The organism is Roseburia sp. OF03-24 (assembly GCF_003463035.1).
Classification (GTDB): Bacteria; Bacillota; Clostridia; order Lachnospirales; family Lachnospiraceae; genus Roseburia; species Roseburia rectibacter.
This window is the reverse complement of the sequence record NZ_QSCK01000027.1, coordinates 18,593-32,512: the sequence shown is the minus strand read 5'-3', so window position 1 is coordinate 32,512 and position 13,920 is coordinate 18,593. Positions and strand designations below refer to the sequence as shown.

11 protein-coding genes are annotated in these 13,920 nt (G+C 41.2%); 1 reads left to right on the top strand and 10 read right to left on the bottom strand.

Annotation, left to right across the window (positions count from 1 at the left end):
- Positions 1-54 precede the first annotated feature (54 nt).
- The 7 genes from DXA60_RS13645 to DXA60_RS13615 form a co-directional block, all read right to left on the bottom strand.
- The gene (locus tag DXA60_RS13645) at positions 55-1,260 is read right to left on the bottom strand and encodes an ABC transporter permease (RefSeq protein ID WP_117921940.1); all 1,206 of its coding nucleotides are present in this window, start codon (positions 1,258-1,260) and stop codon (positions 55-57) included.
- Entirely contained in the window at positions 1,257-2,033 is a 777-nt protein-coding gene (locus tag DXA60_RS13640; RefSeq protein WP_330418430.1) for an ABC transporter ATP-binding protein, read from the bottom strand. The genes DXA60_RS13645 and DXA60_RS13640 overlap by 4 nt, the downstream gene beginning before the upstream one ends.
- A 64-nt stretch (positions 2,034-2,097) precedes the next feature.
- Positions 2,098-2,733 (bottom strand): DUF4190 domain-containing protein, encoded by a 636-nt coding sequence (locus tag DXA60_RS13635; protein WP_117921938.1) that lies wholly within the window; start codon positions 2,731-2,733, stop codon positions 2,098-2,100.
- A gap of 14 nt (positions 2,734-2,747) precedes the next feature.
- A complete protein-coding gene (locus tag DXA60_RS13630; RefSeq protein WP_117921937.1) occupies positions 2,748-3,761 on the bottom strand; it encodes a glycosyltransferase family 2 protein in 1,014 nt (337 codons plus the stop codon).
- A 15-nt stretch (positions 3,762-3,776) separates the two neighbouring features.
- Positions 3,777-4,940 carry a UDP-galactopyranose mutase gene (gene glf / locus DXA60_RS13625; RefSeq protein WP_117921936.1) on the bottom strand — a complete coding sequence of 388 codons (1,164 nt, stop codon included), beginning with the start codon at positions 4,938-4,940 and terminating at the stop codon, positions 3,777-3,779.
- Positions 4,941-5,380: 440 nt separating this feature from the next.
- Positions 5,381-6,568, bottom strand: coding sequence for an A/G-specific adenine glycosylase (locus tag DXA60_RS13620; RefSeq protein ID WP_199536232.1), 1,188 nt, complete (start codon positions 6,566-6,568; stop codon positions 5,381-5,383).
- Between the two features lie 66 nt (positions 6,569-6,634).
- Entirely contained in the window at positions 6,635-7,813 is a 1,179-nt protein-coding gene (locus DXA60_RS13615) for a pyridoxal phosphate-dependent aminotransferase (RefSeq protein WP_117921935.1), read from the bottom strand.
- Between the two features lie 179 nt (positions 7,814-7,992).
- On the opposite strand from DXA60_RS13615, the gene DXA60_RS13610 reads away from it, so the two are divergent.
- Entirely contained in the window at positions 7,993-8,796 is an 804-nt protein-coding gene (locus DXA60_RS13610) for an enoyl-CoA hydratase-related protein (protein ID WP_117921934.1), read from the top strand.
- 70 nt (positions 8,797-8,866) lie between these two features.
- Here the strand turns inward: DXA60_RS13610 and DXA60_RS13605 are convergent, their stop codons facing one another.
- The 3 genes from DXA60_RS13605 to DXA60_RS13595 form a co-directional block, all read right to left on the bottom strand.
- Positions 8,867-10,459 carry a response regulator transcription factor gene (locus tag DXA60_RS13605; RefSeq protein ID WP_117921933.1) on the bottom strand — a complete coding sequence of 531 codons (1,593 nt, stop codon included), beginning with the start codon at positions 10,457-10,459 and terminating at the stop codon, positions 8,867-8,869.
- Positions 10,460-10,473: 14 nt separating this feature from the next.
- Positions 10,474-12,231: a sensor histidine kinase gene (locus DXA60_RS13600; protein ID WP_117921932.1), complete on the bottom strand. Its 1,758-nt coding sequence runs from the start codon at positions 12,229-12,231 to the stop codon at positions 10,474-10,476.
- 117 nt (positions 12,232-12,348) lie between these two features.
- Positions 12,349-13,908: a glycoside hydrolase family 43 protein gene (locus DXA60_RS13595; protein WP_117921931.1), complete on the bottom strand. Its 1,560-nt coding sequence runs from the start codon at positions 13,906-13,908 to the stop codon at positions 12,349-12,351.
- Positions 13,909-13,920: the final 12 nt, after the last annotated feature.

The window sequence follows — 13,920 nt, the reverse complement described above, 5'->3', positions numbered from 1 at the left end:
TAATATATGACTGATATTGCGGATTTTATACTTTTATTTATAACCTGCTGCCTCTCAACTATACATAATCTTCTCGCTGTCAAAAATCTTCGCAAGCCCTGCTGTCATGATCAGTGCATACAAAATGTTTGCCACGATTGTCACCACAAAATTAACCGGAACAAGATCAAAGGAAAAAATTCCGTTCATGCACTGTACACTGTTATAAAACGGGATCAGATACCAGTAAACCTCCTTCGGCGCACCATCCCCGAACATCGTCGACACACCGATCAGCATGACGACGATCATCAGAGGCGAAACCATCGTTCCTGCCTCTTTGACGCTCTTTGCCAGGCCGGACATCAGGGAGATTGCACCGATAATTACCAGAACCGTACTTAAAATGACAAATAACAACAGTACATAATCAGCTCCACTGTATACTGCTGCACTCACCCCGTCTGTCATACTGTCATCCTCAAGCGCCGCACCGCCCATCAGATTCGGAAGTGCCAGCATCGTGCCGATAAAGCTGGAAACTCCGCCCAAAAGTCCGATGACACTCAGACTTAAGACTTTTCCGACGGCAAGCTCGCCGCGTTTCATCGGTGTGACAAGCAGCGTTGCGATCGTTCCGCGCTCCTTTTCCCCGACGATGGATTCCGGGGCAACCGCCATACAGCCACTGAATAAAAATGACATCAAAAGCATCGGTAAAAGCATGGAAAAAAGTTGCGCGGAAGTATCTTTTTCCGTTGCAACATCATATTTCACACCTTCTTCGGCATTGATATCAAACTTATTTGCCAGAGAAGATTCATAATCATCAAAAACCTGATACATCTGATTGTAGATCGTCGACGATTCCGTCGAAACTGAATTATAGTACATGTTGATATCCGGTGCTGCCTGCGTGGTATCTAACGGATCATATGCAGCGACAGCCGCATCAAAATCCGACTGGAACACCATCAAAAGATCTGCTTCCTCCGCCTCGATCTTTTCTAAGACATCAGACTCTTTTTCTACTGTAATTTCCGTCACTTCCAGATCAGACTCTGTCTTTAAATAAGAAAACGCCTCCGGCAGATCCACCGTATAGATCTGATATACATAATCCTCCGAAGCGGCAAACTGCTTCATAATTCCCTGCCCCAGAAATGTATACACAATATAGATCATCAATCCCGGCATCAAAATCGTGGTAAATACCAGTCTTCTATCTCCAAAAAAGCGGGCGAACTCTTTTTTCATGATTGCAATCATTTTTTTACTCATACTATCTCACCTGCCGTTTCCCGATAGATTTCAAAGAACTTATCCTCAAGTGGCATTTCCGCCGTCACATGGGAAAGCGTATCACACAAAACCATTTTCCCATTGATGATAATGCCGACACGGTCGCAGATCTTTTCGATCAGTGAAAAAATATGTGTTGATACAATGATCGTTTTTCCTTCTGCTTTCAATTCCTGCAGAAAATCGGTCACAACCTTCGCCGTGATAACATCAAGTCCGTTTGTCGGCTCATCAAAAATAATGATCTGCGGATCATGCACCAGTGAAATGATCAGGGATACTTTCTGTTTCATACCGGTGGAGAGATTTGCAACCTTCACTTCCGCAAACTCATCCACACCAAACTTCTGAAACAGAAGCCGTTTTCTCTCATCCCGCTCTGCCAGATCAATACCGTATAATTCGGAGAAAAAGTCAAACAGGTAATTCGGTGTAAAAAATTCTTCCAGTTTTAATTCACTCGTCAGAAATCCGATCTTTTTCCGAACACCGTTCGGATCTGTCACAATACTGCTTCCGTCAATCAGAGCATCACCTTTATCCGGTTTGATCAGCGTTGCTAACATGCGAAGCGTTGTTGTCTTTCCCGCTCCATTGGGCCCTAATAATCCAAAAACTTCCCCCCTGTAAGTACAAAAGGAAAGATCATCCACCGCAACCTTAACTTTGGCTGCGGTCTTTTCCAGTTTCTGTTGTTTCTTCGACAGATGAAATGTCTTAGACAATCCACTGACTTTCAATAATTCTTCCATAACCCTCTCCATAAAAACAAATGAATCCTTCTGTCATCATCTATGCTGTTCCAGCAAAAATTTTTCAGATTGTTCCATCATCCATGCTATTTTCGATATCATCATAAATATCATCGTAAATATGATTGTAAATATCATCATAATTACTATACGATCCAAGACCGGTAAAGAAGATCAGAATATACAGAATGACCGATGCGATAAATCCGATTCCGCCTGTGATCAGACCAACGATCGCCATTCCTTTTTTATTTCCTTTTACAAGCTGTATGATACCAAAAATAATCGCAAGAATACCGGTGATCCAGCTGATACAGGTACAGAACAGCAAAGCCGTAATGATTCCAAGTACTAACGACGCAATACCAAAGCCTTCACTTTCTGACTTATTACTTCCATACCTGCCAGCCGGTTGTCCGTAATTATATTCTGCACTTCCGTTTGACTGTCCGTAATTATATTCCGCGCTTCCATTCGGCTGTCCATAGTTATAACCTGCACTGTCATTTGCCTGTCCGTAATTATAATTTGTACCACCGTTTCCATATGAAGTATTTGTATAATACGGATTGTCTGCTGTATTCTTCTCTAAATTTACCCTTTGCGCATCATCAGTCATATTTTTCTCCAGGCTGACGGGATTCCCCTGATTTATATTCTGCTCATTTGTTCCATAATCCCAGTTATTTTCTTCACTCATATTCCCATTACCTCTTAATTAAATCCAACTACTTTCTGCGACAAACGATATGCAGCAACCGAGATCTTTCTGCCTCCCTTGCCCGGCAGATTCATTGCATTCCCCATGATTCCTGCACGTAAATGATGGAATAAACGGATATCGTGGTCTTTGATGTACTTCCAGAGTTCACGTTTTTTCAGGAGATTTTCCTCGGTGCCGGAGCGGATCAGCATAATCGTGGAAATAACCGTGATGATTTCCAGATAATTAAACATGTAATGACGCAGTTTTCGGTTTGGAATCTTCCAGAGATCAAATTCATCTACCATAATCTTATTTACCTTGATCTGCTGGTCGATACGGCTGATCATCACTTTCTCATTGACCGACTGATCTTCCCTGCCAATAAAGTAACGGTAAAAATCTACATCCATATAATACAGTGTTTTTACACTTGGTAATGGTTTGTACACATAAATATTATCCACATAAAATGTATGTTTCGGCAGTTCTAATCCACATTCACGCAGCAGTTTTGTACGGTAAATCACAGAATGCATCAGGATATACTGGCCTTTCCGGAAGCGTGACACATCATTCCATGTAAAAATCTGGTCTTTCGGCAGGTTTGTGTAATGCATTACCTTTTTATGGCGTACACCTTCTTTTTCATAGACATAATTGGCAATAAACATATCAAGCGTCTGATTGCCGCCGGTCAGCTCACGAAGTTTATCTAAAATCTTCTTATAAGCCTCCCCATCTACCCAGTCATCGCTGTCTACCACTTTAAAATAAAGTCCTGTCGCATTGCGGATGCCTGCATTAACTGCTTCCCCATGTCCTCCATTTACCTGATGAATCGCCCGGATGATCCCCGGATATTTTTTCTCATAAGCGTCTGCAATGTCTCCGGTACTGTCTTTTGATCCATCATCAATGATCAGTATCTCAACATCATCACCTCCCGGAAGCAGTGATTTGATACAGTTTTCCATATAATCCTGTGAGTTATAACATGGAATCGCAAATGTCAGTAATTTCATATATAAATCCTCCGATCAGTTTTTTGTATTTTCTGCCATGATCGCATCGGCAAGTTCCATCGCTTTTTTCGTCATCGCATCGATATTATAGTATTTGTATTCTGCCAGTCGTCCGAGCAGATAAAAATGCGGCAGTCTGCCAGCAAGTGCATGATATTTTTCATACAGTTCCTGGTTTTTCGGTTCTAAGATCGCATAGTAAGGAATTTCTCCTTCCGCTCCTGTATAAGCAAACGGATACTCCTTCACGATCGTGGTTCCATCCGTGTCTTTTTGTCCGGTCAGATATTTAAACTCTGTAATTCTCGTAAAATCTTCGCTGACCGTATAGTTGACCACACTGTGTCCCTGATAAGATTCTTCATTATAATGTTCAAAATCGAATCTTAAGGAACGGTACGGAAGTCTTCCAAACTGACAGCCAAACAATTCATCCAGTGCACCTGTATAAATAACATCCCCATCAAACGGTCTTCCATCAAAATAAATCTGATCTTCCTCAAAATGTAGCCGTTCTTTGCAGTCAACACCTGTCTCAACCGTGATATTCTCATGATCTAACATACGCTCAAACATCGGTGTAAATCCTTCTTTGGGTACTCCCTGATATTTATCCTGGAAATAACGGTTATCATAGGAAACCAGCACAGGAACTCGTCCTGTTACTTCCGGACTGATATCCTCCGGTTTTTGTCCCCACTGCTTCATTGTATATTTTAAAAATACATTTTCATATACAAACTGTGCGATCTCACGAATATCAGGATCATCATTTTCACGTAATTTCATGATCGGTACACGGCTTCCCTCACCGTATGCAGCGATCAGTTTCTGCTCTAAGGCATCCGCTTTTTCCTTATCATATACCATATGAAGTGTATTTAAATTAAATGGAACTGGGATCAGACGATCTCCAACCTTTGCTACCACCTCATGCCCAAATGCATACCAGTCCGTAAATCTTGACAGATACTGATACACTTCCTCAATTCCTGTATGAAAAATATGTGGTCCGTAATTATGTATTAATATTCCATGTGCATCCGGCTCATCATAACAGTTGCCTCCGATATGACTGCGTCTCTCCAAAACCAGCACTTTCTTTCCGGCTTCTTCCGCAAGTTTTCTCGCACTGACAGCACCTGCAATTCCTGCGCCGATCACGATACAATCGTACATAAAATCCTCCTTGTTTTCCGAAGGAAAATGCGAGTCCCTGGCAAGCATGCCCAGCAAACTGGGCACGATTTTCCTTCTTGTTTTCCGATTTTCATAACATCATAGCCACTTTATTATACACATTTTCCCACTGCAAACCAATCAATTTTTTCTTTAGATATTCTTAATTCTTACCATATTCCGTAGTTGTTCATATTTTATTTACATATTTCTCACAAACAAGGCATACGACGGTCACAATTCCCCGGTATACTAAACTCAAAGTTAAGGCAACAAGTTAAAATTTTTCATAGAACTTTTTTTCATACCTGATGTAAGTCAGGCAGCCTTGCTTATCAGATAAGCAAGGTTCCTCCCAGCAAATAGTGAATCACTTCACTTTCCATACACACTCTTTTTCATAATGAATAGCCGGTGCTGTTGCACCGGCTCCCTCTTTTTTATCTGTTCTTTTCATTTCCAAGCAAAATATTCATATACTTTGCATAAGCAGCAAATGCAGATGGTATGGCGTATTTTTCTTTCGCATCTTCTGCATCCACAAATAATAATCCGTCTGTACCAATTTTTTCGCTCTGCACCTGTGGCTGCATTTCCGGTTCCTCCACACGGACCGCATATCCTGTCATATGCCATTCTATATGGGAAAAAATATGTTTTGCATCCCCCAACGGCTGAATACGGATCGGTGCATATCCCAGCTCTTTTACCAGAGAAAGTACTTCCTCCTGACCCAGATTTCCCTCAACATTTGGAAGTTCATACAGTCCTGCCAAAAGTCCCTTTCCAGGTCTTTTCCGTATCGCAACCTTTTGATCATCCCTTAAGATCAAAACCGTCTTTTCTTCGATCCTGCGTGGCTTCGCTTTGCTCTTGACCGGTATCTGTTCTATCAGTCCCTGTTTTTTTGCCTCACACAGTTTTTCCCACGGACATTCTTCACATAACGGCGCACCGTTTGGCACGCAGACAGTTGCTCCAAGTTCCATAAGTGCCTGATTAAACGCACCGGCAAGGTTTCCGTGATATACCTGTGCCTTCAGATTCTCTGCATCCTCCATCCATGGGAATACATTTTTCTCATTTCTGTCACCAGTCCCATGCATCAGTTCTTCCAGCAATGCTTCCATCTCACTCCGGAAAGACTGTTTCATAATATCCGTATCATCTGCCGAAACGCGTGTTAAAACACGAAGCACATTCCCATCGACTGCCGGAACCGGGATTCCATATGCAATAGACGCAACCGCACCTGCTGTATAATGACCGATTCCTTTCAGTTTCAACAGTTTTTCATAATCTGCCGGAAGTTGTCCACCATAGTTTTCCACGACTTCCACAGCAGCTTTCTGCATATTCCGGACACGGTTATAATACCCTAATCCCTCCCAAAGTTTTAAAAGTTCATCCTCCGGGCAGACAGAAAGTGCACCTGCATCCGGCAATGCCTTCGTAAAACGTTCAAAATATGATTTTACTGCCTCCACTCTTGTCTGCTGGAGCATGATCTCTGAAACCCACACCCTGTATGGCGTCGGTTCTTCACGCCACGGCAGTATGCGGGCATGGCTTAAAAACCACTTTAATAATGGGGATACCAGTTGCTTTAAGTCGTAATCTTTTAACATGTATCTCTCAAACTTTCTTTTATAATATTCTTCATTTCTGTGCTCATTTTTACACAGTTCAGCACTTTACTTTAAGTCAAACCGGCTGACAAATACTGCGATCTTATCCAAACACTGCCGGATAATGTCTTTGGAATAAGCATAAGAACAGCGGATATAACCCTTTGCACAATTTCCAAATGCATCCCCCGGAATGACTGCTACTTTCTGCTCCTGTAACAGACGGTTACAAAATTCCATACTGGTAAGTCCTGTCTTTTTCACCGATGGAAATACATAAAATGCACCTTCCGGCTCTGTCACATCAAGTCCCATGTTCTGAAATCCGTCCACCATGATCTTTCGCCTCTCATCATATTCCTTCCGCATGACTTCAATCTCTTCGTCACGAACCGGACTTGTCAGTGCTTCAAGGGCTGCCACCTGTGAAGTCGTTCCTGCAGACATGGTTGTAAACTGATGGATCTTATTCATATGGAAAATGACTTCCGCCGGACCTGCTGCGATACCCATGCGCCATCCTGTCATTGCAAATGCCTTTGAAAAACCATTTAATACCACACAGCGTTCATACATATCCGGCAGTGCTGCAATCGACGCATGCTTTTTGCCGTAAGTCAGCTCTGCATAAATTTCGTCAGTGATCACAAAAATATCATGTGCGATCACAACCTCACGGATCGCCTCTAAATCTTCTTTTTCCATGATCGCTCCGGTAGGATTGTTCGGAAATGAGATCAGCAGAACCTTTGTTTTATCTGTGATCTTTTCTTCCAGTTCTTCTTTTGTCAGACGGAATTTATTTTCTGCTTTTAATGGAATTGAAACCGGAACACCTCCACATAATTCTACACACGGAATGTAGGAAACATAACAAGGCTCCACAACCAGTACTTCATCCCCCGGATCTACCAGTGCACGAAGTGCCAAGTCTATTCCTTCGCTTGCCCCCATTGTGATCAATATCTCATCTTCCCTGTCGTAATGAAGTCCGAACTTTTCCAGATACTCTGCAGCTGCCGCACGAAGCTCTACGGTGCCACGGTTGTCCGTATATTTTGTCTCTCCCCTTTTTATAGAAGCGATCGCTGCCTCCCTGACATGTTCCGGTGTCGGAAAATCCGGCTCGCCGACACCAAGTGACAATGCTCCCTCCATCGTATTTGCAATATCAAAAAAGTCCTTGATCCCTGAATCCGGCATCTCCTTTACTACCTTAGATAAGTATGATTTGCTTGTGCCCATGGTTTTTCCTCTTTTCTGTATCTTTGTCAAAATATCATACCACCTATCATAGCACTTTTTCTACCGAATTTATAGTGAATTTTTCCCATAATCTATTGACAAATTCTAGGAAAAGCTGTACGCTATTAATAACGTATATTGTTAATTTTTTATCAAACTATTCAGGAGGGTTCCAAACGATGAGCGATTTTAACAATTTAAAACTGGAAGTTGCTGAGGAGATTGCAGTTCTTACAATTTCAAGACCAGCAGCATTAAACGCATTAAACAGCGAGACTTTAGACGAGTTAAACACAGCCTTAACTGAGATCGAGGCAAGAGACGACATCAAAGTTGTAATCTTAACAGGTGGTCCTGACAAGAAAGGCAACGAATTCAAATCTTTCGTAGCAGGCGCTGATATTTCTGAGATGGTAAACTTTACTGCAGCAGAGGCAAGAGCTTTCGGTATGAGAGCTTCCGTACCATTCTTCAAATTAATGAACATGCGTCAGGTAACGATCGCAGCTGTAAATGGTTTTGCACTTGGCGGTGGATGTGAGATTTCCATGGCATGTGATATCCGTATCGCATCTGACAACGCTACTTTCGCACAGCCAGAAACAGGTCTTGGAATCATTCCTGGATTCGGCGGTACACAGAGACTTGCCCGTTTAGTAGGCATGGGACGCGCAAAAGAGATGATCTTTACCTGTGATTCCGTTGATGCAGCAGAAGCTTACCGCATCGGTCTTGTAAATAAAGTAGTTGCTCCGGAAGAGTTAATGAACACAGCAAAAGCTATGGCAAAGAAAATCATCTCCAAAGGAAGCTATGCTGTTTCCGTTGCAAAAGCAGCTATCAACAACGGTTATGATATGGACATCAAGAACGCTGTTGAGATGGAAGCAAACTTATTCGGCGTAACCTGCTCTACCCACGACAAAAAAGAAGGCATGACTGCTTTCTTAGAGAGAAGAGCTGCTGATTTAACAGATTTCTAGGATTTTTCTAAAATATAAAAAGGCATTGGAGCTTAGATGCTTCCAGTGCCTTTTTTGTACTTCTGCTATTTTAATTTTGTAACATGTTCTTCCGGAATTTTGCCGGTGTACAGCCCTTTACCTGTATAAAACGGTTTACAAAATAATCCAGGTCACGATAACCCACATCTTCTGCGATCTGTGCGATCTTCTTATCTGTATGAAGCAAATAGTCTGCTGCCTGTTCCATTCGGTAATTATTTAGGTAGTCTTTGAATGACTGTCCGTATTTTTTTCGAAACAGCTGTCCTAAATATGCACTGTTGACATAATATTTTTCACTCAGACTTTTTAACGTGATATTTGATGCAAAATTTTCTTTCACTTCTTTTTCTACCATACTTAAGACACCTCTGGAAACATTTTTCCGAAGCTGTGAAAGATAGTCTGCATATTCACAGGCAAAACGTGTCAGGTGTGCCTTACTTCCTCTCTTTACCCCGGTCTCAAAGCTGCTTTCACTGATCAGCCTTAAGATTTTTTCCTGATTCACATCATCATCCTGCTCACAGGCAAGATGGATCAGCTGGAACAGAAGATAATTGATATTCAACGTCATTGTCTCACCGCAGATTCCCCTTTTTCCCATTTCTTCATAGAAATATTCCACCGCACTGCGGATTCCGACATGATTGTTCTGCTCGATCATTTTTAACAGCCCATCTAAACTTTCCTTACATAAAACAATACCATCCGGCGATACCTGAACTTCCTCTTCATAATAGTAAATCTGTTTTTTACTCCGGAATCCCTGAAAAGAACGAAGCATACAGGTATTGCCATATGACCTTGCTATATTACTGATGTCCTGTACTTTTTTCCCGACTAACATAATGACCGGCTGATTCATATTATTTTCCAGATACTCACGGAAATGTTCTAAATAATCCTGTTCTGACATCCCTGCTTTCTTTGCAACACGGTCAAAATATAAAAAACAAACATCATAGATTTTTTCATTTACCGATACATCAAACACGCATAAATCGGCATCTTCCTTTAAATATTCCATACACAGATGGTAAAGTTTTCTCTGTGCTACCCTCATTTCCTGATCGGACGTTTTTTCTTCATCAAAAATCTCTTCCATCTGGATTTCCACATAACGTACGCCTTTCGTACATTCCATATGCTCACGGACATATTCAAGATTAAGCTGGTCAAATTTTCCCTGGACAAGTGAAATAATATGTCTTGCCAGATATGCCTGTTTCATTTTTTTATTCTTTTCAATGTCCGACTTCTCCTGACTGCTTAAAGCCATCACCTTGTTTAACATCTTTAACAGGATCTCTCTGTCTACCGGTTTTAAAATATAATCTGTGCACCCATGCTGCATTGCCTGCTGTGCAAATCCAAATTCCGCATATCCGCTTAAAACCACAAAACATGCATCAGAAATTGATTCTTTACGGATTTTCTCTAAAAGCTCTAATCCCGTCATCTGCGGCATCTTGATATCTGCAATGATCAGATCTGCTTTTTTCTTCTGTAAAAACTCCAATGCCTCAAGTCCATTTGCAGCCGTCCCTGCAATCTCAAATCCTTCCTGTTCCCAATCAATCAGATGCTTCAGTCCCTCTAAAATGAAGGGCTCATCATCAACCAGTAAAACCTTTAACATTTCCCTAATCCCCCCTATACATACTGCAATGGTATCTGTATCAGAACCGTAGTTCCCACACCTTCTTCTCCGTCTAATTGAAACTCTACCTGATTTTCTGTAACCAGTTTAAGACGGACACAGGCATTTAAGATTCCAACTCTTCCATTGCTCTTTAACATTTCAATATTGGCACTATTCATTTTCTTCTCCAGTTCTAAAATTTTCTCCTCTTCCATTCCGGTTCCCGTATCCTCAATTTCAATGTAAAGTTTTTCATCCTGTCTGTTTATTCTCACAAATATCCATCCCGGCGATGCTTTACCCTCAATCCCATGTACACAGGCATTTTCAACAAATGTTACAATCGTTAATTTAGGAATCCTGTATGTATCACACCCTTCCTCCACATCAATGCTGTAATTTAATCTGTCCCCAAACCGGTATTTCTGAAGAGCCAGATATGCTTTTACAAATTCGATTTCATCTGTAATGCTTACGGAATCATTTCCCCATTCCACATACTGTCTCTGCATGATGGCAAGTTTTGCCACCATATCTGCTGTCTCATTTTCATTTTTCAGAATACTGTGCATTCGGATACTCTCAAGAACATTAAACAGAAAATGTGGATTGATCTGGCTGTGCAGGGCTAAAAGCTCTGCATTTTTCTGTCCTACTAACATTTCCTGTTCCCGGATCTTATTTTTATATACTGTCTGGATCAGTTCATTCGTCCTGTCTACCATGCGGTTATAATTCCGTATCATGCTGCTGATCTCATCTTTTCCACCCTCATAATACATCGGGATCAGATGATCACTGTCCACGGACTTAAATACCCTGCTGAGTTCTGTGATCCTCTTCGTAAATGACCGGTTAAAAATCTGTACAAAACAAAATGGAAAAAGAGCATTTATCATAACAAGAAGCAGCAATATTGGCATTTCATTTTTAATGCCGTTCCAAAATCCATTCTCTGCTTTTTTTACATAAATCTGCAACTCTGTCCCATAAAAACTGAATGAATGTTTATATGCATCTTTCGTATTTCCCTCTATACTCTGAAATTCATTTCCATAACTTCCATAATTGCCATTAGAAAGAACAATCCGGTCACCCTCACATACCAAAACCTCATTATCATAATTCATGTTTCTGAGTATTCGTATCATACTATTATAATCAAATTCAATTTTCAGATATTTTTCCGTACCAGCATCATAAAAATCCATCTTCTGCAGATAGATGATCCTTCTTTCTTTTGTCATCTTCGAGCTGCTGTCATCATAGACAAAAAAGATTCCCTTGCTTTTTCCACTATCCTTTAAGAGCTGGTACCCCTGTGTCCCTTTTATTTTTTTCAGGCTGTTTACACGTCCGCCATTTACAATGGTATCATTGTCCGTATACAATGTAAAAACCATATTGTTCATTCCTAATGCATTTTCTAACAATGTATTACCAAAAAACTGCTGATAAGCCGAAACATATTCCGCAGAATCCGAATATTTTTTCGACAGAAAATTATTAAAGTCCTTATTTGTATAGATACTGTTTGCGATCTCCCGTACATTTCCAGCCATACTGCTGATACTGTATTCTACCGCATTTGCGATATTTGCCATCTCATGCACTTTGCGTTCCCTGTCAAATTTACCGACCATAAAAATGACTACACTATCCGTAATGATCAATGGAATCAGAACACATAAAATATAAAATATATAAAATTTCTTTTTGATCGTAAGATTATTCATATAATGATCTATCCGATTCAATAATTTTTCCATAAAAATACCCATTCCTGCGCTGTCTTTCACATAACCGAAAGAGAGCAGACACTTTTTTGCCTGCTCTCAACGTATATATCTATTATACGCAATATTTTTATTCCCTGCAATGACATTTTATAGTGCTTTCTGAAGAAACCAGCCAAAATCTGCATGATTCTGACTTTCCACTCCGTTTGCAGATGCATACATACCGATCGTACAGCCTACAAACCCTCCGGCTTCCTCGGTTGTATACGGAAGAAGGCTGATATCTTTCGCACACAAAATCCATTCTTCTCCTGTCTGAATCCATACACATGCTTTCTGCCTGTCACACAAAATACGGATTCTGGTTATCTTTTCATTACCATCCATCGGTGTCACAGAAATGATCTTTTCCTCTCCCTGTATACAGGATGTCACTGCAAAACATTTTCTTCCATCTCTCCTCATGATCTCCATACGAAGATGGTTTGCATGATTCTGATACAATACCATACCTGCAGTTTCTTTCTCCTGCACCGGCTCAAACTCTACCCCGGTCTCGGCATAGAACTGATAACTTTTCTGCCGTATTCCAAAATAAGCACAATTGTTCTTATCTGCAATACGTTCCTTTCTGTTATAGAGTCTCAACATGCCAGCACGCTCTGTCAGGGAATAAGTCTCCCCATTTAAACTCTCAATACTTACCAGCCGCTTGTCTAACTTTGCATCCCAGAACTGGATATAATCAGAAGCACCAACCTCCTCTGTCAGCCTGCATTCTTCCATTGGGATTTCAAGTTCTTCCTCAAGATGTCCGACTCCCTCTGCAATGACCGGCCATCCGTTTTCCCATGTCACTTTTGCAAGGAATGTCTCTCTTCCCATGCTGCTGTGTCTTTCACATGGCCTTGATGCAAGCATGACAACATACCAGTTTCCATGACCATCATCCACCAGATCGCCATGACCTGCATAAACAACCGGATAATCCATTCCAAGATTACGGTGTGTAAAAATCGGGTTTCTCGGACATCCCTCAAACCATTGGAACAGCTTCTTACTTCTTGCAATACTGATACTGTGTTCCGGACCTGTCCCTCCTTCTGCATGCATCAGATAATAATATCCGTCTATTTTATAAAGGTGTGGTCCCTCCGGCCAGATCACATCCTTTACCGCACCTTTCCAGATCGCCATGCTTTCGCCTACAAGTTTCATGGTGTTAAGATCAAGCTCCTGCACCCAGATTTCCCAGTCCCCATTATACCGGACACCTTCCGGGTTCGGTCTTGTTCCGCAATAATAACATTTTCCATCATCATCAAAGAACAGGCTCGGATCGATACCCGGTGCTTCCTCTCCAAGATAATATGGATCTGACCACGGGCCTGCCGGGTTTTTGGCAGTCACAATAAAATTGCCCCCATAGCTGACATTCGTTGTTATCATATAAAATGTTCCATTATAATACCTTATCGTTGGTGCATAAATTCCTTCTGAAATTTCACTTCCTTTTACCGGAAGCTGCTCTTTTCTGTCTAAAATATTACCGATCTGTTCCCAGTGTGCAAGATCCCTGCTATGAAAAACCGGAACTCCCGGTCCATAAACAAAACTTGAATTTACAATATAATAATCCTCCCCCGCCCTGCATATAGAAGGATCAGGATAAAATCCACATAAAATCGGGTTTTTTACTGTTACCATGTCATTCTCCAT